Annotated in this window: 24 protein-coding genes and 1 tRNA gene; 21 read left to right on the forward strand and 4 right to left on the reverse strand. The window is 36.7% G+C overall.

The window, feature by feature from the left end:
- The first annotated feature begins 161 nt into the window (after positions 1–161).
- Positions 162–2,246: an elongation factor G gene (gene fusA, locus JBW_RS10460; RefSeq protein ID WP_007952992.1), complete on the forward strand. Its 2,085-nt coding sequence runs from the start codon at positions 162–164 to the stop codon at positions 2,244–2,246.
- A 296-nt stretch (positions 2,247–2,542) separates the two neighbouring features.
- Here the strand turns inward: fusA and JBW_RS10465 are convergent.
- Positions 2,543–2,618, reverse strand: a tRNA-Gln gene (locus JBW_RS10465).
- Between the two features lie 103 nt (positions 2,619–2,721).
- Here JBW_RS10465 and JBW_RS10470 point away from each other — a divergent pair.
- Positions 2,722–3,417: an NlpC/P60 family protein gene (locus JBW_RS10470; RefSeq protein ID WP_007952990.1), complete on the forward strand. Its 696-nt coding sequence runs from the start codon at positions 2,722–2,724 to the stop codon at positions 3,415–3,417.
- Between the two features lie 177 nt (positions 3,418–3,594).
- Here the strand turns inward: JBW_RS10470 and JBW_RS10475 are convergent, their stop codons facing one another.
- Complete coding sequence (locus JBW_RS10475) at positions 3,595–5,274, reverse strand: DUF4127 family protein (protein ID WP_007952988.1); 1,680 nt, start codon at positions 5,272–5,274, stop codon at positions 3,595–3,597.
- A gap of 184 nt (positions 5,275–5,458) precedes the next feature.
- On the opposite strand from JBW_RS10475, the gene rsmD reads away from it, so the two are divergent.
- The 3 genes from rsmD (at position 5,459) to JBW_RS10490 (ending at position 7,189) form a co-directional block, all read left to right on the forward strand.
- Positions 5,459–6,028 carry a 16S rRNA (guanine(966)-N(2))-methyltransferase RsmD gene (gene rsmD, locus JBW_RS10480; protein ID WP_007952987.1) on the forward strand — a complete coding sequence of 190 codons (570 nt, stop codon included), beginning with the start codon at positions 5,459–5,461 and terminating at the stop codon, positions 6,026–6,028.
- Positions 6,028–6,510, forward strand: coding sequence for a pantetheine-phosphate adenylyltransferase (coaD, locus tag JBW_RS10485; RefSeq protein ID WP_007952985.1), 483 nt, complete (start codon positions 6,028–6,030; stop codon positions 6,508–6,510). Before rsmD ends, coaD begins: the two co-directional genes overlap by 1 nt.
- Before the next feature lie 226 nt (positions 6,511–6,736).
- The gene (locus JBW_RS10490; protein WP_007952983.1) at positions 6,737–7,189 is read left to right on the forward strand and encodes a hypothetical protein; all 453 of its coding nucleotides are present in this window, start codon (positions 6,737–6,739) and stop codon (positions 7,187–7,189) included.
- Between the two features lie 110 nt (positions 7,190–7,299).
- Here JBW_RS10490 and ylbJ read toward each other — a convergent pair whose 3' ends face one another.
- Complete coding sequence (gene ylbJ, locus JBW_RS10495) at positions 7,300–8,559, reverse strand: sporulation integral membrane protein YlbJ (protein ID WP_007952981.1); 1,260 nt, start codon at positions 8,557–8,559, stop codon at positions 7,300–7,302.
- 130 nt (positions 8,560–8,689) lie between these two features.
- On the opposite strand from ylbJ, the gene JBW_RS10500 reads away from it, so the two are divergent.
- A complete protein-coding gene (locus tag JBW_RS10500; protein ID WP_007952979.1) occupies positions 8,690–9,514 on the forward strand; it encodes a patatin-like phospholipase family protein in 825 nt (274 codons plus the stop codon).
- Here the strand turns inward: JBW_RS10500 and JBW_RS10505 are convergent.
- Positions 9,456–10,703 (reverse strand): nucleotidyltransferase, encoded by a 1,248-nt coding sequence (locus JBW_RS10505; protein WP_007952977.1) that lies wholly within the window; start codon positions 10,701–10,703, stop codon positions 9,456–9,458. The genes JBW_RS10500 and JBW_RS10505 overlap by 59 nt on opposite strands.
- 283 nt (positions 10,704–10,986) lie before the next feature.
- Here JBW_RS10505 and JBW_RS10510 point away from each other — a divergent pair, with 283 nt between their 5' ends.
- From JBW_RS10510 to JBW_RS10580, 15 genes are all read left to right on the forward strand, one after another.
- Positions 10,987–12,183, forward strand: coding sequence for an acetate/propionate family kinase (locus JBW_RS10510; protein WP_007952975.1), 1,197 nt, complete (start codon positions 10,987–10,989; stop codon positions 12,181–12,183).
- A gap of 98 nt (positions 12,184–12,281) precedes the next feature.
- Positions 12,282–12,788, forward strand: a complete 507-nt coding sequence (locus JBW_RS10515; RefSeq protein ID WP_235334182.1) for a YceD family protein — start codon at positions 12,282–12,284, stop codon at positions 12,786–12,788.
- Positions 12,789–12,874: 86 nt separating this feature from the next.
- A complete protein-coding gene (rpmF, locus tag JBW_RS10520) occupies positions 12,875–13,057 on the forward strand; it encodes a 50S ribosomal protein L32 (protein WP_007934595.1) in 183 nt (60 codons plus the stop codon).
- A 150-nt stretch (positions 13,058–13,207) separates the two neighbouring features.
- The gene (gene fapR, locus JBW_RS10525; RefSeq protein ID WP_007952972.1) at positions 13,208–13,768 is read left to right on the forward strand and encodes a transcription factor FapR; all 561 of its coding nucleotides are present in this window, start codon (positions 13,208–13,210) and stop codon (positions 13,766–13,768) included.
- A 14-nt stretch (positions 13,769–13,782) separates the two neighbouring features.
- A complete protein-coding gene (gene plsX / locus JBW_RS10530; protein ID WP_007952971.1) occupies positions 13,783–14,808 on the forward strand; it encodes a phosphate acyltransferase PlsX in 1,026 nt (341 codons plus the stop codon).
- Positions 14,792–15,811 (forward strand): beta-ketoacyl-ACP synthase III, encoded by a 1,020-nt coding sequence (locus JBW_RS10535; protein WP_007952970.1) that lies wholly within the window; start codon positions 14,792–14,794, stop codon positions 15,809–15,811. The genes plsX and JBW_RS10535 overlap by 17 nt, the downstream gene beginning before the upstream one ends.
- The gene (fabK, locus tag JBW_RS10540) at positions 15,801–16,739 is read left to right on the forward strand and encodes an enoyl-[acyl-carrier-protein] reductase FabK (RefSeq protein ID WP_007952969.1); all 939 of its coding nucleotides are present in this window, start codon (positions 15,801–15,803) and stop codon (positions 16,737–16,739) included. Before JBW_RS10535 ends, fabK begins: the two co-directional genes overlap by 11 nt.
- A 24-nt stretch (positions 16,740–16,763) precedes the next feature.
- Positions 16,764–17,708, forward strand: coding sequence for an ACP S-malonyltransferase (gene fabD / locus JBW_RS10545; protein ID WP_007952968.1), 945 nt, complete (start codon positions 16,764–16,766; stop codon positions 17,706–17,708).
- A 1-nt stretch (position 17,709) separates the two neighbouring features.
- Positions 17,710–18,453, forward strand: a complete 744-nt coding sequence (fabG, locus tag JBW_RS10550; RefSeq protein ID WP_007952967.1) for a 3-oxoacyl-[acyl-carrier-protein] reductase — start codon at positions 17,710–17,712, stop codon at positions 18,451–18,453.
- A 29-nt stretch (positions 18,454–18,482) separates the two neighbouring features.
- Positions 18,483–18,719, forward strand: coding sequence for an acyl carrier protein (locus JBW_RS10555; protein ID WP_007952966.1), 237 nt, complete (start codon positions 18,483–18,485; stop codon positions 18,717–18,719).
- Positions 18,720–18,815: 96 nt separating this feature from the next.
- Positions 18,816–19,766 carry an NAD(P)H-dependent flavin oxidoreductase gene (locus tag JBW_RS10560; protein WP_007952965.1) on the forward strand — a complete coding sequence of 317 codons (951 nt, stop codon included), beginning with the start codon at positions 18,816–18,818 and terminating at the stop codon, positions 19,764–19,766.
- A gap of 16 nt (positions 19,767–19,782) precedes the next feature.
- Entirely contained in the window at positions 19,783–21,024 is a 1,242-nt protein-coding gene (fabF, locus tag JBW_RS10565; protein WP_007952964.1) for a beta-ketoacyl-ACP synthase II, read from the forward strand.
- A gap of 6 nt (positions 21,025–21,030) precedes the next feature.
- Positions 21,031–21,759 (forward strand): ribonuclease III, encoded by a 729-nt coding sequence (rnc, locus tag JBW_RS10570; RefSeq protein ID WP_007952962.1) that lies wholly within the window; start codon positions 21,031–21,033, stop codon positions 21,757–21,759.
- Positions 21,760–21,849: 90 nt separating this feature from the next.
- Complete coding sequence (locus JBW_RS10575; RefSeq protein ID WP_007952960.1) at positions 21,850–22,908, forward strand: elongator complex protein 3; 1,059 nt, start codon at positions 21,850–21,852, stop codon at positions 22,906–22,908.
- 81 nt (positions 22,909–22,989) lie between these two features.
- A complete protein-coding gene (locus JBW_RS10580) occupies positions 22,990–23,250 on the forward strand; it encodes a stage V sporulation protein S (RefSeq protein ID WP_007934571.1) in 261 nt (86 codons plus the stop codon).
- The last annotated feature ends 110 nt before the right edge of the window (positions 23,251–23,360 follow it).

The raw sequence follows: 23,360 nt of genomic DNA on the forward strand, positions 1-23,360 counted from the left end.
TTCGTAAGCTGATTAAAGAATAACCGCCTATTATAGGCGGTTATTAATTTTTATAATGAATAAACTGAAAAGAAGGAATGTTCAGTATTCACGGAGAAGTGTAAAAAAAGTTATATTAATTAGTATGGGTAGAAGGCTAAATTAATATAGGGGGAATTAATTTGAAAGAGTACAGAAGTGATAAGCTTAGAAGCGTGGGGATTGTGGCTCATGGTGGGGCAGGAAAAACAAGTGTTGCTGAAGCTTTATTATTTAATGCAGGAGCCATAACTCGCATCGGACGTGTGGATGATGGGACAACGACCACAGATTTTGAGCCAGAAGAAATTAAACGAAAAGTAACGATTAGTGCGGCGTTAGCGCCGTGTGAGTGGCGTGATCATAAAATTAATTTTATTGATACTCCTGGATATGCTGACTTTGTTGGAGAAGTAAAAAGTACATTAAGAGCTGTTGACAGTACTTTAGTTGTAGTATGCGCTGCATCAGGAGTTGAAGTAGAAACCGAAAAAGCTTGGCAATATATTAGTGAACTAAATTTACCTCGTATTGTTTTTATTAACAAAATGGATCGTGAGAATGCGGATTTTTATAATGTAATTCAGGAGATGAAAGATAAATTCGGTTCCATTATTTTGCCAATTCAACTACCCATTGGCGCAGAAGAAAACTTTAAGGGGATTATCGATTTAGTAAGAATGAAAGCAATTTTACCTTCCCCTAGTCAACGCTCTCAAGGAGCAGAGGCAGATATTCCAGAAGATTTAAGAGAAATGGCTTTGGAACTTCGTCAGAAATTGATTGAAGTTGTCGCCGAGTCAGATGATGATCTTTTAGCTAAATACCTGGATGGAGAAGAATTATCGGATGATGAAATAAAAATAGGGTTAGTAAAAGGTGTCTTTCAAGGAAATATAATTCCTGTTATGTGCGGTGCAGCCTATAAAAATATCGGAATACAAGAAATTATGAATGCAGTATTGGATTATACTCCATCTTCTGAAGCTAGTCGTTTCTTAGGGACTCATCCTGTCTCAAAGGAAATTGTGGAGAGAAAAGCTTCTGATGGTTTTTCAGCATTAGTATTTAAAACCACTGCGGATCCTTTCGTTGGGCGTCTTAGTTATATACGCATATTTTCAGGAGCTATGAAACCTGACAGTATGATATATAATGCATCTAAGGAAAAAACAGAGAGGATTGGAAATCTTTTTACATTGCGTGGCAAACATCAAGAACCTTTAAATATTATATATGCTGGTGATATTGCTGTTGTTGCAAAATTACAGGAGACAGGAACAGGTGATACCCTATGTGAGAAAGATAAACCTATGATTTTTGAACCGATAACGTATCCTAAACCGATGTTTACGATGAGTATTGAAGCGAAGAATAAAGGCGATGAAGACAAAATTGGAAATGCTTTAAATCGTCTTATGGATGAAGATAAAACATTTAAAGTTGTAAAAAATGTGGAAACGAAACAATTGTTGATTAGTGGTATCGGGGAATTACATACGGACATTATGGCAGAACGTATGAAACGTAAATTTGGTGTAGATGTAATCCTATCAGACCCTAAGGTTCCTTATCGGGAAACTATTCGTGGTTCTGTCAAAGTAGAAGGAAAGCATAAAAAGCAAAGTGGTGGTCATGGACAATACGGGCATGTATGGCTACAATTAGATCCATTACCGATGGGGACTAATTTCGAATTTGTTGATTCCATTTTTGGTGGAGCTGTACCGCGTCAATATATTCCTGCTGTTGAAAAAGGAGTGCGTGAGGCACTCGTAGGTGGTATTTTAGGTGGCTATCCAATGGTAGATGTAAAAGTAACTCTATATGATGGTTCGTATCATAATGTTGATTCTTCAGAAATGGCATTTAAAATTGCCAGTACAATGGCTTTACGTAAAGGCGCTTTACAAGCAAAGCCAGCATTATTAGAGCCAATTTGTAATGTTAATATAAATGTACCAGATTCTTTTATGGGAGATGTAATTGCTGATTTAAATGGTAAACGTGGACGAATTCAAGGAATGGAGCCTATTACTAAAGGAGCTGGCGTTATTAAAGCACAAGTTCCCATGTCCGAAATGTTTCGTTACGCGATTGATTTACGTTCTATTACCCAAGGACGCGGCCATTTTGATTTAAATTTTTCTCACTACGAAGAAGTGCCTCAACGTATTGCAGAAATGATAATAGCTACTAGCAAAAAGGAAAAAAATGAAGAACATTAATTACATTTGAAAGCAGGCTAAAGGTCTGCTTTTTATTTTATGTCAAATCATAGTAAAAAATAAAATTTTATAAATTGAAGGAATTTTTAGATTATTTAGCTAATATTATATATGGGAAATAAATGTGCAATTAAGTGATTTCATATCGATTAATATGCAAGGGAGTACTTGTCTTTTATTCAAAATTAGAATAAGCTATAAGTATATAATAATTGGGATATTTATGTAAAAAAAGATAGTAAAACAGCATCCAGTAAAATACTGAATGCCATTCGGTTTATATTTTAAGTTATAAATGGCAGGGGCAGCTGGACTCGAACCAACGGATGCGGGAGTCAAAGTCCCGTGCCTTACCAACTTGGCTATGCCCCTGTAAATGGATACATTAAGAAATATATAATATTATATTCTTTACCCACGAATATTAATTATACGTATCTAATATAGATATGTCAATAAAATTTAAGGAGAATCTATGATAAAAATATCAAAAAATATAATAAGTTTAGTTGTATGCTGCGCAATGTTTTTTATCATATATGGTTCTGCTGAAGCACAGAGTTTGAAATTGCAATTAGGCATGTCTGGGGAAGCTGTATATTTATTACAAAGTAAGCTGCAGGAACTTGGGTTTTACTCAGGAGAACTTGATGAAAAATTTGGTTCTGGTACGTTAAATGCCGTTATCCGGTTTCAAGAAGCCTGCGACCTTGAGGCTGACGGTATTGTAGGTGCTCAAACACTTGCTGCACTGCATCAGTATAAAACAGGCAACATAAGCAGTCGAGGTCAGATGACAAGAAGACCAGAAAAAAACATTGGTTCTTTTGCACAAAAGTTTATTAACATTCCTTATCAATGGGGCGGTTCCTCTCCTAGTGGATTTGATTGTTCGGGATTTATATGCTATATTTTTAACCAATACGGTATCTTTATGCCTCGTATGGCTGATGAACAATTTAAAGTTGGATTGGCAATCCGTGTATCTGAGCTAAAAGCTGGAGATTTAGTTTTTTTTAGCACTTACGAGCCAGGTCCATCCCACGTGGGAATATATATTGGTAATGATCAGTTCATTCATGCCAGCTCTGCTGCAGAAAGAGTAATAATAACAGCTTTATCCAAGCCTTATTATCAAGCAAGATACCTTGGTGCGCGAAGAATGCTATAATGACGGATGAACTGGTAAACAAAGAAAACAACCATTAGCCTGGTTGTTTTCTTTGTTTTATCGCTGACCAAGGCGATCTTAGACTCCATCTTCTACAATCGGGAGTTAAGAGCGGTTTAGTAAGTCATAAGTATAGTGTGATTTAGATCGGTGAGGAAGTTAAAAGTCCATCGCCAATTAACTCTTCTTTATAGCAGTGAGTGCTAATGTTGGTTTTATCCATATTTCAAATGTACGTTGCCAAGGTAAATAGGTTTGTATCTCTAAGTCGGTTATAACAATTTGTTCTAATCCTTGATCCGTACGAATTGTGATGGGAGAATTTCTTAATCCTTCACGTAATAAATGCTTTCCTTTACTAACCATCATTTTTTGCACTTGAACATTCGTTTGATAATAAGCGGTTTGTAAATGATAAGGGTCTATCTTTCGTCTTTGTAATTGTTTGTTAATGTACGGATTAATTTCTTTTTGGTAATATAAATCATCTAAGAACCTTGCTGTTAGAAACTCTAAATTTTCTTTGTATACAGCCATTACTTCTGTTAAGTTGCTTTCTTTCTTTAATGCTTTCGTAAAGATACTAGCTTGAGTGACAGCGGTTCCAATCGAGTTACTGGTAGTATTCCACCCTGCGTAAGCAATAAGTTTAGGAATATCAACATCCTGTGCTAACAACACAGGTAATAATGTTTCAGAAGCTTGAAAACTCTCTGTTAAGTCGACTAAGGCTACTTGATAGCCTTGATCTAATAGATTTCTAATTTGTTCAGCCGAAGATGAAAATGTTGATTGATTATTCGTAGTACCAACATGTACATAAAGAATAAAATCAGCTTCATCTATCATTTCTACCTCTACGGCACCAGCAATCCTGATTTTTTCCTGTACTGTTTTGGCTACAGTATGAGGCATAAAGGGCATAATAAGCTGTGCAGCATCGTGATTGGAATACATCACAAAGACTTTTGGATGATCGTTGGAATACTCTATTGCAATGTGTCCTAAAAGGCTTATGGCTACTTCATCGGTACCACGAGTAATGAATACTTTATTTGCGAGTGAAGGTTTCTGTGACAGTTGATGCTGTAATTGTTGTTTGTTCATGTTGGGAATGCCAAAGGGTTGACCATCATCTTGCCCAATCACTAAGCCAGCGAGCATTCCTTGTTCTACCATATTCATTAGTGTTAGATTTAGTGTAGTATTTTTTTCATATAGAGCGGTATAATGTTGTATAACATTAGCTGGAAGTCGCTTTTCTAACGAATGTATTGTATTGATATCTTCAGTATTTTCAAAAGTATAAACTTGGTCTTTGATTATTGAGTATTTTAACATATTTTTTTGATAAGCAATATTTTCTTGATTATCCGCAATCAATAATCGAGGAATAATATTAAAAGCATACATTTTCAAATGGGGACTTTCTTGGTGTATAACGGTTAGCAGATCAAGGACTTCATTCGTGTCTTCAGTGCTTCCCATAGATAGGCGCGATGCTAATAAACTCCCGTGGATTAGCATGTCAGTTGAAATAATAGCTGCATCTGCCTGTGGGCTTACTTGCTTTAGCCAGATGCGCAGTTCCTTTTTATTAGCGGGAGTTTTATAGTTATCCAATAATTCTGGTTGAGGAAGTAATACTCGAATTCCTGCGATTTGACCTAATTGTTCCACGAATTGTGTACAGGGGGGACGGCTATCTAAAGGAAGTAAAACTACAGTTAACCAATAATTTGTATTGAATTTCCATGTCATAATAGGATCCGATCTCCAATGGAAAATATGTAAAATAATAGTAGCTGCAATAAAGAAAGGGATGATAAGAACGAAATATTTAAAGTTCTTGGACATAATAAGGCACCTCGTTATGAAAATATACTATATAATCATACCATATGTTTTGTAAATCACAAAAGATGATATGTGACCTATCAAAAAATACAAAATATAAAAGTATTATAGTTGTATAGTAAAAAATATGTAGTATACTATAAAAATATGTTACAATAAAAGATGTGATTATAGGTGATTTAAGATGAGAATAATTACAGGAAGTGCCAAGGGTATAAAATTAAGTGCACCACGCGGTCTTGGAACGAGACCTACAGCTGATCGAGTTAAAGAAGCGGTCTTTAATATACTAGGAGATATTGTTGTTGATGCTCAGGTGCTGGATATTTTTGCAGGTACAGGGAATTTGGGGTTGGAAGCATTGAGCCGTGGTGCGTCAGCTGCCGTTTTTATTGACAGCAGCATTGATAGCATTACAAGCATCAAAGAAAATGCACAGCGTACTAAATTGATTGGACAAGCGGAGATTCTTAAAAATGACGTAATAAGGGCTCTAGATCGATTTGCAGGAACTGGTCGTTCATTTGATTTAATTTTTTGCGATCCTCCTTATAATAAAGGATTGGTTCAAAAAGTATTAGAAAAAATTGAAACAAATGCAATAGTAAATCCAAAGGGGATACTTGTTATCGAACATTCTAAGCATGAAGAAATAAAAAATCAATGGGATCATTTGCAGCTAAGACGTGTTGAAAAATATGGAGAAACATTAATCAGTTTTTTATTATATAATACCAATCAGGAGGTTAGATAGTGCGCATTGCGGTTTGTCCAGGAAGTTTTGACCCAGTAACCAACGGTCATATTGATATTTTTGAAAGGGCTAGTAAATTATTTGATGTATTAATTATAGCCGTATTTCATAACCCTAACAAAAAACCTCTTTTTGACATGGCGGAGAGGGTAGAATTATTAACATTAACAACTAAGCATATCCCTAATATTCGCATTGATTCTTTTTCAGGTTTACTGAATGAATATGCTCATCAACAAAATGCTAATATTATTGTTAGAGGTCTGCGGGCATTAAGTGATTTTGAATATGAATTCCAGCGGGCGTTATTAATAAAAAAAATCGATCCGACGTTAGAAACGGTATTTATTATGACTAGTAGTGAATATTCATTCATAAGTTCAAGTGGAATAAAAGAATTGGCTAGCTTTGGTGGCTGTATAACAGGATTGGTGCCTAAGGGTGTAGAAGATAGAATTGGTAGTAGGATTAAAAGAATCTAATGTATCCGATGACTAAACCGCTCTAAGACTCCCACTTTCTACAAGTGGGAGTCAAGAGCGGCCTAAGTCCTAAGGATAAGTGTAGTAAGACCAGGTGGAGTTTAAACTCTATCTGAATTCAAGTTTTCTTTATCATAGCACTAGCGTTGTGATATACACGGAATTTACACCAAAACATTTTTAATGAAGAATGTATTGTAAGTAATACCGAATGGGGAGAGGTTTTATGACTATTGAAGGAATATTAGATGAATTAGAGGGACTATTAATCGATGCTGCACGTGTGCCTTTTACGAATAAAAGAGTTTTAGAAGAAGATGATGTTGTCCGGTTGCTTGATGAATTACGGGAGGCATTGCCAAAAGCAATTTCTGATGCTAGTAAGATCATGGAAGAGCGGCAACGTATTTTAGAAGATGCTCAAAAAGAAGCTCAAAATATTGTTGAAAAAGCTAAAAGCTATACAATTAAACTAACTGATGAAAATATGATTACAAAACAAGCACAAGAGCAGAGTGCCGAGATTCTTACCCAAGCACATAAGCAAGCATCCGATTTGCACGATGATGCAGTGGTATATGCTGATCAAGTTTTTAAGCATCTTTCAGGGAATTTAGAAAAAGCATTAGAAGTTGTTAAGCAGGGGCACAGTGAACTTCACCAACAACAAAAGAAATAAAATAAGATTTACTAGCAAGGCAGCCGTAAAAATAAGGAGGAGTATGTTTTTCCTTATTTTTATGGCTGCTTTGTTTTGCAAATCTTATAAGTGTTATAGATTCTAAAGAATTAATAGCTTTTTTTTCTTATATATCCATATAATTCTCTAATAATGTGTATCGCAATAGATAAGGCAATCATAATACTTAACAATACTAAAATCTGATAACTTACTTGTTCAATTCTTGTAAGAAATGAACTAACAGGCGTTGAATTAGGAGTTAGTAGAACTGGTAAAATAAATAGTTGTGTGGCATTCATAAAGGAAGATTTCATTAAGAATATTGTAATGATCGCTGCTAAAATCGCGTGCAAAAGCCTTCCTACCATATAAGGGAACATTCGTATGCCTGACTCAATAACGATGCTGGCTACTTGCCCGTGTACTGAAAGGCCGCTCCATGCAATGATTATACTTGCGACTACTGTTTTCTCAAGTAACGATCCATCGGCTTGACTTGCTGCTAGTGCACCTAAATCGATTTCGAATAAACCGCTCACTAAAGCAGGAGCAAGATTTGTGGTGAAGCCGATCAATCCTAATAATCCTGCAAAAACAGTTGCTAATATATCAGTAATGCCGATAATAGATAAAATGCGCAAAAAGACAGAGAAAAGGATAATAAAGCCACCAATTAATAAGATGGTATTCATTGAATTCTTTACTGAATCGCCCAATAATTGCCCCATAGAGCGTTTATCTTCCTGTTTAGCAGCGTATAGAGCCCGAAAGGCTCTTAGTAAGATATTTCCCTTTACTATTTTTGTTTCATTAGTATAATCATCTCGCTCGCGACCGTGGAAGCGAAAGACAATCCCAACAAGGAAACTAGAAAGATAATGTGCCAGTGCAATAACTGCACCTAATTCTGGCATCCCAAACATGCCAACAGCAACGGCGCCAAACATAAATAGAGGGTCAGCTGTATTAGTAAAAGATAATAGTCGTTCCGCCTCAACAGCAGTACAGAGTCGATTTTTACGGAAATTGCCTGTTATTACAGCATCCATAGGATATCCAGAAGCTAATCCCATAGATAAAGCAAAAGCTCCCACTCCTGGCACATTAAAAACAGGTCTCATTAATGGTTCTAGTAAAATACCGATAAAATGAACTACACCCAATCCCATTAGAAGTTCGGATAAAATAAAAAAAGGTAATAAGGAAGGGAAAACAACAGTCCACCATAAATTTAGTCCCATAATCGCAGAATCAAATGCTTCTTTTGGGTAATTCACCATAGAAATAGTAATAAAGACTACACTAAACGCCATAAAATATGCTAGTAGACGCGAATGGTATCGTTTTCCTCTGCCGAAAATTCTCATATAATTATCTCCTCTCCTATCAGGCGGTCTTTAATATATATTGAAATATGAGAGATAATATAACTATATGAGATAGGAATTAATAAAATAGCTGGGATGTATTTCTTACTATTTTCTAAGGAGTGGTTTTATGCGGCCGAAAATTGGCGTGGCTCTTGGATCTGGTGGATTAAGAGGGTTAGCACATATTGGTGTACTCAAGGTTTTAGAAAGGGAAGAAATTCCTATTGATTACATTGCAGGTTGTAGTATTGGTAGCTTAATTGGAGCTTTATATTGTTCAGGACAAACGCCAGAAACTATTTTACGATTAGCGAAACACTTGAAACCTCGCCATTGGATGGATTTCATGATTTCAAAAATGGGAATTGTTTCTGGTGACAAAGTATTGGAAATTATACATTTACTAACAAAAGGAAAAAAATTTTCGGATTTGAGGATTCCGTTAGCTATCGTTGCCACAGATATAAAACAAGGCAAGGAAATTATCTTTACGGAAGGTAATGTAGCTGTTGCTGTAAGAGCAAGTACTTCGGTACCAGGATTTTTTGTGCCCTTTATCTTAGAAGATATGCTACTCGTTGATGGTGCAGTGCTAAATCCTACTCCCATTGATATAGTGCGAAAAATGGGGGCTGATATTGTCATTGCTGTAGATTTGGCACATGCAGGAACGATTTGTAACATTACGAATATTTTTGATGTCATTATTCAGTCAATCGACATTATGGAACGGGAGTTATTCAAATATCGACAACACAATTGGGATATATTAATTCGGCCAGATGTTGCTCATATTCAACCAAGTTCTTTTGAATATATGGATGAAAGCGTACTCCTAGGAGAACAAGCAGCAGAGAAGATGATTTTAGATATTAAGCATTTATTAAATCATTCTATGTTGGAATATAAAGAGCTGGATAACGAAAATCCCATGCACCCATATTCCAACTAGAGGAAGGGATTCCTAAACTATAAATATCACTAGCTAAAGTGTCAACAGACAGCATTTGTTGCAGTGGAGTGAGGGTATCTGTATCACGTTGTTTGCTGCTTAGATAATGAGTGGTTTTAGTTATCAGAGGTATCGCATTAGTTTGGTTCATCTTTTTTAAAAGTAAACGTCCATTTTGATTAAAGGCTAAAATTCGAGCATATAAAGGACCTTCTTTATCAAAACTTGCTAATTGATCCTGTGTAGCTCCTAATAACGCATGAATCAGGATACGCTGTAAACGTGTATAAGTATAACGCTTGCTTTTTAGTAGTGCTAACAAATGCTCTATATTTGCTGCCAATAGAGAAGAATCACGGATTTTGTAATGCAGCCCCTCTGACACATTCGGTAATTTTTCTAATTGTTTAGAACTTGTTATTCTTAATTGGGCTAATACAATAGAAGAGAAGTTAGATAAAGTAACTGGTCCACGCTTTTGGGACAGAAGGTCATAAAGTATTTTCGACGTTGTTTCAGGGACAGACATTTTTATTTCGTCAGTAATGGTCATATGATTTATAATTGCTTGCCTTATGGCCGTGGCACTGGCAAAGGATGAGGTAATCGTAGTATCATTATATTTTGACTGTTGCCTAGTAACTGCAATTGGCTGCAATGTCGGCGAAAACTTTTTTATAGCACGTAAATATTCTACAGCTAAAATATTATTAGAAGAAGATATAATATTGCCCGCAATGTTATATTGCTTTTCTAAGGCTTGTCCTAAAGCGGAGGCATATGTATTACCTAATTGCAAGTTTATATGCATTTGGTTCATGATATTTACATCATTTGCAGCTGTGGCAATTTTATTCAATAGTTCCAAGTCGGCGTGTTCCGCTCCAAAACAAACATGGCTGACAATACCTAAAGAATGCAAAAGACGAATACCTCCAGCAGCGAAATACTGAGCGCTGCGAACTGCAAATACAGTAGGAAGTTCAATAATAAGATCTACACCACCCCGAATTGCCATTTCGGCTCTTTTCCATTTATCAAACATTGCTGGTTCGCCTCTTTGTACAAAATTTCCACTCATAACACCTATGACAAAGGGACAGCCAGATCTTTTTTTTGCAGCATCTATATGCCATTTATGACCGTTATGAAAAGGATTGTATTCAACAATAACACCAACTGCTTGCATAATAATATGGTCACTCCAGTTTCAAAAGATTATTATAACTGTGTATTCAGTTATAATATCCATTATACTGATAAAACTCTACAAATATAAATAAAAATACCCAGATCTCTATTTCTTTTTGTAATTTATAAAAGAAAATTGCTAATACTATAGAAAAACAGTTTTTTTTAGTTACTTTGTATAAAATTAAAGGAAAAAATAGTACTGTGTCGAAACTTAAGTACTTGTATGATCGTATAAAGAGAATAGTAAAGAAGAGAAGAATGCGAGGAGGAATTGAATTATGAAAGTTTTAGTAGTGAATTGCGGAAGTTCTTCTATCAAATATCAATTATTTGAGATGAATGATGAGTCAGTAGTAGCAAAGGGGTTAGTTGAACGTATCGGTTTAGATGGAGCAGTGTTAACTCATCAGCCTGCTGACAAAGAAAAAGTTGTTATTAATGCTAATATTTCAAATCATACAATCGGTATTAGCTTAGTATTAGAGGCATTAACTGATGCCAAACATGGAGTCATTTCTAGCATGAAGGAAATTGATGCGATTGGACATCGTGGTATTCATGGCGGTGAAAAATTTTCTGACTCTGTGATGGTAGATGCAGGTGTAATAAAGGCAATTGAAGATTGTATCGAAATGGCACCTCTTCATAACCCACCAAGTATTGCAGGAATTAATGCTTGCACTGAATTAATGCCAGGAATACCACAAGTTGTAGTGTTTGATACTGCTTTTCATCAAACAATGCCTAAGAAAGCTTTCATGTATGGATTGCCTTATGAAGCGTATGAGAAATATGGCATTCGACGTTATGGCTTCCATGGAACTTCTCACAAGTATGTGTCACAACGAGTTGCTGACTTAATGGGTAAAGATTATAATGATTTAAAAATTATTACTTGTCATTTAGGTAACGGATCTAGCGTAGCTGCCATTGAAAATGGAAAATGTGTTGATACCAGTATGGGGTTCACACCACTAGAAGGACTTTTGATGGGAACCCGCTGTGGTAATATCGATCCAGCTATTATTCCATTTTTGATGAAAAAAGAAAATATGACTATGGAAGAAATTGATACTTACATTAATAAAAAATCAGGTGTTTTAGGAGTTTCTGGAGTATCAAGTGACTTTAGAGATATTGAAAAAGCCGCCCAAGAGGGGAATGAACGTGCTCAATTGGCATTGGATATGTTTACATATGAGGTTGTAAAGTTTGTTGGCAGCTATGCAGCGGCAATGAATGGCGTTGATGCAATCATCTTTACAGCTGGTGTTGGTGAGAACTCTATCGAAATGCGTGAAAATATTTCAAAGGGTTTGGAATATTTGAATACTAAAATTGATTATGAAAAAAATAATGTTCGTGGTAAAGAAAGAGAAATTAGTACTGACGGCTCTAAAGTAAAATTGTTTGTAATTCCTACAAATGAAGAATTAATGATCGCTCGAGATACAAAAAGTATTTGTACTAAGTAATATTATTGTCGATAAGAAAAGACTTGGTGTTAGCCAAGCCTTTTCTTGTTGACAAAATATAGAGGGGTAGCTATAATTAATGAAGGTTGAGGTGGAAAATGATGAAAATTAATGTCTTACAGGCTAAAAAGGCTATTGGTAATGAACAAACATTTGAATTTGTCACTTCTGCTGAAGAACTAGCTATCGAGGGTGAAACTCCTTGGAAGAGTAGTGTTATACACGTTGAAGGCAAATTGATAAATAATGGACGAGTAATAGCTGTTGAAGGTATGATCTCTGCTAATGCTCAATATCAATGTAGTTGCTGTTTAGAGGATTTTTCTGCAAATATGGAAATTCCTTTTAGTGATAACTATCAGCAAGCTATTGATGAAGCTATTGATGATGAAGTTGATTTGGCTTGTTATACTGGTGATGAAATTGATATTGCCGATTTAGTGCGTGAAAGCTTAATATTAGCAGAACCATTGAAAAGCTTATGTAGTGAAACTTGTCGAGGATTGTGTCCTCATTGTGGTATTAATCTTAATACTGCGCAATGCGGTTGTCAGGGTAAGTTAATCGATCCAAGACTCGCAGTACTGCAAAAACTTTTAAAGTGAAATTTAAAGGCTTTTCTAACTGCGTTGCTTGAAATTTATTTATTCGATAACCATAATTGAAACCCTGTTAAGGAGGTGTGTAGTAAATGGCAGTACCTAAGCGTAAGATGTCCAAAGCTCGTCGTGACAAACGTCGTGCGAATTGGAAATTAACCGTTCCTGGCTTTGTAGCATGTCCACAATGTCACGAATTGAAAATGCCTCATAGAGTTTGTCCTGAATGTGGTCATTACAATGGTAAGGTAGTTATAAAAGCAAAAGCAGAATAAGATCTTACTTAGTGAGCAAGATAAGAGTTACTTGAACTTTTTTCTTGCTCACTGTTTTTTTCTTGCTTTTTATTTGCTAAGTGATTATAATAGTAACTGGTTATAGTAGCAACTACTAAAAACTAGTGTAATGAAATAAAACTGGGTGATATGATGGCGCGAATTCATAAAAAACTACGACAAGAAATACTTAAGGAAAAAATAGATTCAAACCCATTTCTTACGGATGGCGAATTAGCAGTATTGCTAAATGTAAGTATTCAAACTTTGCGACTAGATCGCTTGGAGTTAGGTATTCCTGAATTGCGAGAACGTACGAAACAAATGGCAGAACGTGCTCAAGATAAATTAAAGGCAATTGCCAGTAATGAAATTGTAGGCGATTTAATTGATTTAGAGTTGGATAAACAAGGAATCTCCATTTTACATATAACGCCTGAAATGGTTTTTGAAAAAACGCAGATTGCTCGTGGGCATTATGTGTTCTCGCAAGCAAATTCCTTAGCTCTTGCCGTTATTGATGCGCCTACAGCACTGACTGGTGTTGCGAATGTAAAATATAAAATGCCAATTCACGTTGGAGAAAAGTTAATAGCGAAAGCTGAAGTAATCAGAAAACGTGGAAATAAATCGTTTATTTGGGTAAAAACTAGAAATGAAAAGCAGGAAGTATTTCGTGCTAAATTTATTATGGTATCTTTAGAACCATGAAAGGGAGACTATCAATGAAAGTTGCCGTTGATGCCATGGGTAGCGACTATGCACCGGAAGAAATTGTATTAGGAGCAATACAAGCCGCTAGCGAGTATCAATGTGAAATTGTTTTAGTTGGAGACGAAATCCAAATTAAAAAAGTATTGGATAAAGCAGGGCAGTGGAAACATTTAAATATCAGTGTCCAGCACGCTAGCGAAACAATTGAAATGCATGAACATCCTGGAGCAGCAGCTCGTAAGAAAAAGGATGCATCGATTGTTGTGGCTACACGTTTAGTTAAAGAGGGTTTATGTGATGCCGTTGTTTCAGCAGGTAGTACAGGTGCCGCAGTAGCGGCTGCATTATTCGGACTTGGACGCATCCCTGGTGTGGAAAGACCCACCATTGCTACTCCTATTCCGAATCTTACGGGCACAACTGTATTATTAGATTCTGGTGCTAATGTGGATTGTAAGCCAAAACATTTAGTACAAAGTGCAATTATGGGCTCTATTTATGCTCAATATATTTTGGATATAAAAACTCCTCGTGTGGGTTTGTTAAATATAGGTGAAGAAGAAACGAAGGGAAATGAGCAAGCTTTAGCTACGTACCCGCTTTTAAAGCAATTGCAAACAGTTAACTTTATTGGTAATGTAGAGGGAAGAGATGTTCCTAAAGGAACTGTTGATGTAGTTGTGTGTGATGGTTTTGTAGGTAATGTAGTATTAAAATTGGGAGAAGGTTTAAGTAGCGCTATTATGCAGTTGATAAAAGAGAGTATTAAAAATAGCGGCATTTTAACCAAAATGGCATCATTAATGGTTTTACCTGCATTAAAAGGCTTAAAACGAAAGCTTGATTATGCAGAATACGGAGGAGCTCCTCTTTTGGGTGTTAATGGGTGTTTTATTATTTGCCATGGAAGTTCTAAGGCAAAAGCTATAAAAAATGCAATTAGAGTTGCGACTGAATTTACACAAAATAATGTTGTTGAACATATAAGTGAAAATATTGCACGGGAAGGAGTTGTTACGAATGCAGGAGATGAATAAAGGGGTAGGTATTATTGGTATCGGCAGCTATGCCCCTGAGAAAATAGTTACAAATAAAGATTTGGAAAAAATAGTCGAGACTTCTGATGAGTGGATTGTTAGCCGAACTGGTATAAAGCAACGTCATATTGTTGAACCGGGGGTTGCTACTTCTTCCTTGGCAGCTCTGGCTGCTGAAAGAGCTTTACTGGATGCTGGTGTAACTGCAGATGAAATTGACTTGATTATTGTGGCTACGGCTACTCCAGACATGTTGTTTCCTTCTACTGCATGTCTGGTACAAGATAAAATCAAGGCTAGTAAAGCAGCTGCTTTTGATTTATCAGCAGGATGTTCTGGTTTTGCCTATGGTCTGGTAACCGGTAGCCAATTTATTAAAACCGGATTGTATAAAAAGATTTTGGTTATTGGGGCAGAAACATTATCAACTATTCTTGACTGGAATGACCGCAATACTTGCGTGCTATTCGGTGATGGTGCTGGAGCCGTAGTTTTAGGAGAGGTTCCTGCAGGTTATGGAATTTTAGGAGTTGAACTTGGTGCTGATGGCTCAGGTGGAGAACTATTAAAAATGCCTGCAGGTGGTTCACGTATTCCAGCTACAAATGAGAGCATTGGGCAGCGTTTGCATTATCTTCAAATGAGTGGAAATGATGTTTTTAAATTTGCTGTTAAAGTAATGGGAGAAGCTGCGGTTAAGGCTTTAGAAAATTCAGGTTTATCTCACACGGATGTAGATTGTTTAATTCCTCATCAAGCAAATATTAGAATTATTCAATCCGCTGCTAAACGATTAAAGCTGCCTATGGAAAAAGTCGTTATAAATGTTGATAATTATGGTAATACTTCCGCTGCATCCATTCCTCTTGCAATGGATGAAGCAATGAAAAATGGTAGGCTTAAAAATGATGATATAGTTGTATTAGTTGGATTTGGTGCAGGACTTACATGGGCATCTTGTGTCATCAAATGGTACAAGGAGGATAAAGCTGTTGAAAAATAAACTTTGCCAAGTGTTAAATATTAAGTATCCTATATTGCAAGGTGGAATGGCTTGGGTAGCTACTGCTGAACTTGCTGCTGCTGTTTCCAATGCTGGTGGCTTAGGCATTATTGGCGCTGGTCATATGCCACCAGATGTGCTTCGCAGGGAAATACAGAAAACAAAATCGTTGACCAAAAAAGTTTTTGGTGTTAATATCATGCTTATGTCACCATTTGTAAAAGAAGTGATGCAAGTAGTGATCGATGAGAAAGTAGCAGTAATTACTACGGGTGCTGGTAACCCGGCAGAGTATATACCAGCTTTAAAAGAGATCGGTAGTAGAATCATACCTGTGGTTGCTTCTGTAGCATTAGCTAAAAGATTGGAGCGGACGGGTGTAGATGCTATTATTGCTGAGGGGCAGGAAAGTGGCGGTCATGTTGGCGAAATCAGTACCATGTCTTTGATTCCTCAAATTGTCGATGCAGTAAGTGTACCTGTAATTGCAGCAGGTGGTATCGCCGATAGTAGAGGCATGGCAGCAGCTTTAGCCTTAGGGGCTCAAGGTGTTCAAATCGGTACTCGTTTTGTGGCATCTTTAGAATGTATTGCACATTCTAATTATAAAAATGCTATTTTAAAAGCAAAAGATCGTTCTACAATTGTAACTGGCATTGCAACTGGTCATCCTGTAAGGGTGCTTACCAATAAATTTACCCGTGAATATCATGCTATGGAAAAAAATGGATCTTCCCCTGAAGAGCTTGAACAGTTAGGTGCAGGTAAACTACGCATAGCTGCTCGTGAAGGCGATGTAGATCATGGTTCTGTTATGGTTGGACAAATCTCAGGTATGATTACAGATATTAAGTCTGTAGAAGAGATTATCCAAGATTTAGTTAACGGTCTTCCAAAGGTTTTATCTGGTATATCTGATAATATTTAACTATAGTTAAAGGGAAGGTATAATATGAAAAAGATAGCTTTTGTTTTTCCTGGTCAAGGCTCGCAAACGGTAGGAATGGGAAAAGAATTATATGAAAACTTTGATGTAGCTAAAAGGGTATTTCAGGCGGCAGATGAGGCATTAGGATTTTCAATTACTCATATGTGCTTTAATGGTCCAGAGGATGAATTGCGCAAAACAGTGAATACACAACCTGCCATTTTGACAGTCAGTATTGCTTTATATGAAGTACTAAAAGGACATGGTATCGTACCTACAATTGTAGCTGGACATAGCCTAGGTGAATATTCTGCTTTAGTGGCAGCTGGTGCGATCTCTTTTAGTGATGCTGTACAATTGGTCCGCAAACGTGGATTGTTTATGCAAGAAGCAGTTCCATTGGGGGAAGGTAGTATGGCAGCAATACTTGGCAGCGATCGTCAAACTGTTATTGCTATTTGCCAAAAAGCAGAGGCTGAATTTGGCGCTGTCCAAGCTGTGAATTTTAATTGTCCGGGGCAAATCGTTATTGCGGGAAGGACTAAGGCCGTTGAGAAAGCAGCCGAAATGTTAAAAACGGCTGGTGCGAAACGAGCTGTAATACTACCTGTAAGTGCTCCTTTTCATAGTACATTAATGAAACCAGCTGCTGAGAAGTTAGCAGTAGAGTTAAGTAAAATAACGATCAATGACGCAGTAATCCCAGTTGTAGCTAATGTTAATGGACAAACTCTTACCAAGAGTCAGGATATTGAAGTTTCTTTAGTGAAGCAAGCAGATCATCCTGTAGAGTGGGAAGAGTGTGTAGCCGAGATCGTAAAATTTGGTGCTGATACGTTTATTGAAGTGGGCCCTGGAAAGGTATTATCATCTTTTACTAAAAAAATTGCTAAAGAAATAGCGAATTTAAATGTAGAAGATAGTAGTAGTTTAGAAAAAACCCTTGATTATTTCAAGGAGGTTCGTTAAAATGCATTTAGATGGAAAAGTTGCAATTATCACTGGTGCTTCTAGAGGTATTGGCCGTTCTGTTGCAATTGAATTAGCAAAATTAGGCGCCAAAGTTGTAATTAACTATGCTGGTAATGAAGCAGCAGCAGAGGAAGTTAAAAACATAATAGTCGCTGCTGGTGGTCAAGGGATTATTGTAAAAGCAGACGTTGGTGATGTGGAAGCAGTAGATGCGATGGTTAAAGAAACAATTAATACTTTTGGTAAAATTGATATTTTAGTAAATAATGCTGGAATTACTCGTGACAATCTTTTAATGCGAATGAAAGAGGAAGATTGGGATGCAGTTATGAATATCAATTTAAAAGGTGTCTTTGTTTGTACAAAAGCTGTTTCTCGCATTATGATGAAGCAAAAAGCCGGTAAAATTATCAATATGACATCTGTTGTTGGTTTAATGGGGAACGCAGGTCAAGCAAATTATGCTGCAGCTAAAGCTGGCGTCATTGGATTTACTAAATCGATGGCTAAAGAATTGGCTTCGAGAGGCATTACTGTAAATGCGATTGCTCCAGGGTTTATTAGTACAGACATGACTGCTGTTTTATCTGATCAAGTTAAGACGGAATTAACTGAAAAAATACCTGCCGGAAGATTAGGTAGTCCTGAAGATGTTGCAGCTGCTGTGACGTTCTTAGCGTCAGACTCGGCAAATTATATTACGGGTCAAACATTGAACGTTGATGGTGGTATGTTAATGTAAATCCTTGCCTTTGAAAGGAGGTGAATATCGTGACAACATTTGAAAAAGTTAAACAAATTTCAGTAGAACAACTTGGTGTTGATGAAGCTGATGTTACTATGGATTCTACTTTTATAGATGATTTAGGTGCTGACTCTCTTGACATCGTTGAGTTAATTATGGCCTTTGAAGAGGAATTTAACATTGAGATTCCTGATGAAATTGCTGAAAAAATTAAAGCTGTAAAAGATGCGGTAGAGTACATAGAAAAAGAAAAACAAGGTTAATTTTCTAGTATTAAAAATGGAAAGTCCCGTGAAATAATGATTTTTTCGCGGGACTTTCTTAAAAGACAATGTCCTATCGAATGGAGGAGTTATAACTTGAAACTTCCAGAACTTAAAATAGGTAATTTAGTAGCAAAAATACCCATCATACAAGGTGGTATGGCAATTCGAATTTCGACAGCTCCTTTAGCAGCTGCTGTAGGTGAAGCTGGTGGTATTGGGCTAATTGCTGCTTCTGGTATGAGTTTTGATGAGTTGCGCAAAGAGATTCGCTTAGCGCGTTCACTTACTAGTACAGGTATCATTGGCATCAATGCAATGGTTGCAGCAAGAGAATTTGCAGGTCTTGTAAAAACTGCAATTGAAGAAGGTATTGATTTGGTAGTCGCAGGTGCGGGATTTTCTCGCGATATGTTTGGATTAGGAAAAGAATCAGGTACACCGATTGTACCCATTGTCTCTTCTGCAAAATTAGCAAAAATTTCGGAATCATTAGGCGCTTCTGCCGTAATTGTTGAAGGTAAAGAAGCTGGTGGACATTTAGGTACAGATCAACCCCTACATTCATTACTTCCTAGCATAAAAAATGCAGTAAAAATACCAGTGATTGGTGCTGGTGGCATCATTAGCGGTCAAGATATTGTTGATACACTAAGGCTGGGTGCAGATGGCGTGCAAATGGGAACGAGATTTGCTGCCAGTGAGGAATCAAATGCTGCTCCTGCTTTAAAAGCATTTTATTTAAAAGCTAGACCAGAAGATATTGTGGAAATCAACAGTCCAGTGGGGATGCCTGGTCGCGCTTTATTGAATCCATTTGCAGAGAAAATTATTGAAGGTACTGCACCGATTCCTGAAAGCTGTGATGCTTGTTTAAAACATTGTAAAAAGAACTTTTGCATTATTAAGGCATTAATTCGCGCTCAACAGGGTGATGTAGAAACTGGATTAGTATTTACCGGTGAGTACATTCATAAGATAGATGAAATACTACCTGTTAAAGAGATTTTCAATAGACTTCTTGCAGAGGTTGAAGTTATAAATTAACGTGAGGTGATTCCGTTTGAAAAAACGAGTTGTGGTAACAGGATTAGGTGCGATAACACCTATCGGAATTGGTAAAGATGAATTCTGGCAGTCTCTTTTAAACGGTAAATCTGGTATCGGTAAAATCACTCATTTTGATGCGAGTGAATATACTACCCAGATTGCTGGTGAGGTTAAAGATTTTGATCCCGCAAAATATATTGATAAAAAAGAAGCGAAACGCATGGACCCCTTTACTCAATTTGCTGTTGCTGCTAGTAAAATGGCATTTGAAGATTCAGGAATTAATTTGGAAACCGAAGATCGTACCCGTATTGGCACTATGATTGGTACTGGTATTGGTGGAATGGATACATTAAATGAACAATACAAAAATTTATTTGATAAAGGACCAAATCGTATCAGTCCGTTTTTTATCCCAATGATGATTGGTAACATGGCTGCTGGACAAACATCGATTACCTTTGGTTTACAAGGTCCATGTAGTTGTGTAACTACAGCTTGTGCAACAGGAACTAATGCAATTGGTGATGCTTTTAAAGTCATTCAACGCGGCGATGCAGATGTCATGGTGGCTGGTGGTACGGAAGCGGCTATTTCTCCTATTGCAGTAGCTGGTTTTTGCTCAATGAAAGCCCTGTCAACGCGTAATGATGAACCAGAAAAAGCTTCACGCCCTTTTGACAAAGACCGTAATGGCTTTGTAATGGGTGAGGGAGCAGGTGTGGTTATTCTTGAATCGTTAGAACACGCAGTTGCCAGAGGCGCACATATTTACGCAGAAGTTATCGGTTATGGTTTTAATGCTGATGCTTATCACATTACTGCACCTGCCCCTGAAGGAGCACAGGCAGCAAAATGTATGGAGATGGCTCTTAAAGATGCTGGTATTGCTCCAGAAGCTGTTGATTACATTAATGCCCATGGTACTTCGACTCCTCTTAATGACAAAAATGAAACATTGGCAATCAAATCATTATTTGGTGAGCATGCATATAAATTAGCTGTTAGCTCTATCAAATCCATGACTGGACATTTACTAGGTGCAGCAGGTGGCATCGAATGTATTGCTACTGTTTTAACCTTGGAAAATGATATGATTCCTCCTACTATTAATTGTGATGCGCCCGATGAAGAAATGGACTTGGATTATGTTCCTCATACATCTCGCAAACAAGTCGTAAATGTAGCATTATCTAATTCTTTAGGTTTTGGCGGACATAACGCAACTATCTTATTAAAAAAATTCGAAAATTAATATGATATGATTGAAATGCTTACGAAAAAAAGAATGGACGCATTATCCAGGTTATCGAATACATTAGGTGTGCAATTTACAGATATCAATTTATTGCATCAAGCTCTTACCCACACTTCTTATGCGAATGAGTGTAAAAAAACACTAATTTCTCATAATGAACGGTTGGAATTTCTCGGTGATGCTGTATTAGATTTGATTGTTAGTGAATATTTATTTCGCCAATTTAGTCACCTTCCTGAAGGGGAATTGACAAAGGCTCGAGCAGTAATTGTCTGCGAGCCTACTTTGGCTCGGTGTGCTGCTGAACTTGGTATTGGAGAATATTTATTTTTAGGAAAAGGTGAGACTAGCTCAGGTGGCCGTGAACGCGTGTCTATTTTGGCAGATTCATTTGAAGCTGTAATTGGTGCTATATACTTAGATAGCGGTTTTCTTCAGGTTAGTAATTTTGTATTAAGACAGCTTCAGGCTGATTTACACTTAGTTGCACGTGGCGAATACGTGAAGGACTATAAGACCGTACTGCAAGAGGTTGTTCAAAAGAAAAACGACAGTAAGATCACCTATGAGATTATCTCTGAAAATGGTCCTGATCATAATAAACTATTTGAAGTAATTGTTTTAGTAAATACAGATTTATTTGGTAAGGGTTTAGGTAAAAGTAAAAAAGAGGCTGAACAATATGCTGCAAAGCAAGCATTAGTGAAGTTAGGAATTATAAATAATAATTAATGTAGGCGACCATATGGTCGTCTATATTAATTATTATTTATAATTAGAAATTGATTGAGTCTTGAATTGGGAAATAGCGAAGGAGTGTTTATGAGACATTATATTATACCTATATTTATTCCACATTATGGTTGTAAACATAGTTGTATTTTTTGTAATCAACGAAAAATTACGGGTAGAGATACTCCTGTAAGGCATCAGGAAGTACAGGCTATCATTGATGAACATTTGGCAAGAATCACAGAAAAAAGGCACATCGAAGTGGCCTTTTATGGTGGCAGTTTTACTGCCTTGCCTCTTAGTATGCAGTCAGAATTATTAGAACCGGCATATACAGCTTTAATAAACAAGAAAATTCATGGGATTCGTCTTTCAACCCGTCCGGATTGTATTACACATAGGATTTTGGAAAATCTTAAAAAGTTTGGAGTATCTATCATTGAATTAGGAGTGCAATCTTTGGATAATACTGTATTGGAGGCGAGCGCTCGGGGGCATAATGCACTACATGTATTTCAGGCAATGAACCTTATAAAAAAAATGAATATAACCTGTGGCATTCAATTAATGCCAGGTTTACCTTTAGAAGATTGGAACAGTTTGATTCATACTGCATATGGTGTTATTAAGCTTGTTCCAGACTTTGTGCGTATTTACCCTACTTTAGTCATTGCCAATACTCAACTGGCTACTAGGTATGATGATGGAAGTTATAAGGCTTTATCTTTATCAGCAGGAATTATTCGTAGCGCCTATTTAAAATTATTTTTTGAACAGCAGGGGATATTAACGATTCGTACTGGCTTGCAAGCAACAGAAGATTTGGACAAAGGCAATATTGTATTGGCTGGCCCCTACCATCCTGCATTTGGAGAAATGGTAGATTCCTATATTTTTTATTGCATGCTAGCCCATTTCATAGAGTCGATTCTTCCTATGGACAAGAATGATCCTATCATTATCCATCATCATTCTCGTGATACTTCTAAAATTAGAGGCATTTCTAATCAAAATATAAAACAAGTAAAGCATATCTATGGTATTGACCATCTTATTCTAAAACAAGATGGTCATAATAAGGATGAAATAGGATTTGAGTATAACAATCTATATTATGTACTTAATAAAAAAATGATATTTTTTATTTAAATTATAAAAAAAGGTATTTCTGGAAAATCCAGAGAATATCATGTATTGTAATACGTCCTGATACCAAAAGGAGGTTAGCTAATGGATGTGCTCAAAGTATCTGCACAGTCAAATCCTAAATCGGTAGCAGGTGCCTTAGCTGCAGTGTTAAGAGAAAAAGGTTCTGCGGAAGTCCAAGCAGTAGGTGCCGGCGCAGTGAATCAAGCCATCAAAGCAATTGCAATTTCTCGTGGATTTGTTGCACCCAATGGTATTAATCTAATTGCAATTCCTGCCTTTGCCGAAATCATTATTGATGGTGAACAGCGCACTGCGATTCGTTTTATTGTGGAACCCAGGTAACAATTGATTTTAGTGCTAAATTCCTAAGCGTAATCAGGGACCTAATCGAAGTTGAAATTAATATAGCTTTTTAATTTCGTAAATATGCCTGTTTGCTCAGCAAGCAGGTT

The organism is Pelosinus fermentans JBW45 (assembly GCF_000271665.2).
Lineage (GTDB): Bacteria > Bacillota > Negativicutes > DSM-13327 > DSM-13327 > Pelosinus > Pelosinus baikalensis.

What these genes read in the sequence shown, in the direction of transcription:
- JBW_RS10470 (WP_007952990.1), top strand. Translation starts at nt 2,722, where the DNA reads ATGATAAAAATATCAAAAAATATAATAAGTTTAGTTGTATGCTGCGCA.
- JBW_RS10475 (WP_007952988.1), bottom strand. Translation starts at nt 5,274, where the DNA reads ATGTCCAAGAACTTTAAATATTTCGTTCTTATCATCCCTTTCTTTATT.
- rsmD (WP_007952987.1), top strand. Translation starts at nt 5,459, where the DNA reads ATGAGAATAATTACAGGAAGTGCCAAGGGTATAAAATTAAGTGCACCA.
- JBW_RS10490 (WP_007952983.1), top strand. Translation starts at nt 6,737, where the DNA reads ATGACTATTGAAGGAATATTAGATGAATTAGAGGGACTATTAATCGAT.
- ylbJ (WP_007952981.1), bottom strand. Translation starts at nt 8,559, where the DNA reads ATGAGAATTTTCGGCAGAGGAAAACGATACCATTCGCGTCTACTAGCA.
- JBW_RS10500 (WP_007952979.1), top strand. Translation starts at nt 8,690, where the DNA reads ATGCGGCCGAAAATTGGCGTGGCTCTTGGATCTGGTGGATTAAGAGGG.
- JBW_RS10505 (WP_007952977.1), bottom strand. Translation starts at nt 10,703, where the DNA reads ATGCAAGCAGTTGGTGTTATTGTTGAATACAATCCTTTTCATAACGGT.
- JBW_RS10510 (WP_007952975.1), top strand. Translation starts at nt 10,987, where the DNA reads ATGAAAGTTTTAGTAGTGAATTGCGGAAGTTCTTCTATCAAATATCAA.
- JBW_RS10515 (WP_235334182.1), top strand. Translation starts at nt 12,282, where the DNA reads ATGATGAAAATTAATGTCTTACAGGCTAAAAAGGCTATTGGTAATGAA.
- rpmF (WP_007934595.1), top strand. Translation starts at nt 12,875, where the DNA reads ATGGCAGTACCTAAGCGTAAGATGTCCAAAGCTCGTCGTGACAAACGT.
- fapR (WP_007952972.1), top strand. Translation starts at nt 13,208, where the DNA reads ATGATGGCGCGAATTCATAAAAAACTACGACAAGAAATACTTAAGGAA.
- plsX (WP_007952971.1), top strand. Translation starts at nt 13,783, where the DNA reads ATGAAAGTTGCCGTTGATGCCATGGGTAGCGACTATGCACCGGAAGAA.
- JBW_RS10535 (WP_007952970.1), top strand. Translation starts at nt 14,792, where the DNA reads ATGCAGGAGATGAATAAAGGGGTAGGTATTATTGGTATCGGCAGCTAT.
- fabD (WP_007952968.1), top strand. Translation starts at nt 16,764, where the DNA reads ATGAAAAAGATAGCTTTTGTTTTTCCTGGTCAAGGCTCGCAAACGGTA.
- fabG (WP_007952967.1), top strand. Translation starts at nt 17,710, where the DNA reads ATGCATTTAGATGGAAAAGTTGCAATTATCACTGGTGCTTCTAGAGGT.
- rnc (WP_007952962.1), top strand. Translation starts at nt 21,031, where the DNA reads ATGATTGAAATGCTTACGAAAAAAAGAATGGACGCATTATCCAGGTTA.
- JBW_RS10575 (WP_007952960.1), top strand. Translation starts at nt 21,850, where the DNA reads ATGAGACATTATATTATACCTATATTTATTCCACATTATGGTTGTAAA.
- JBW_RS10580 (WP_007934571.1), top strand. Translation starts at nt 22,990, where the DNA reads ATGGATGTGCTCAAAGTATCTGCACAGTCAAATCCTAAATCGGTAGCA.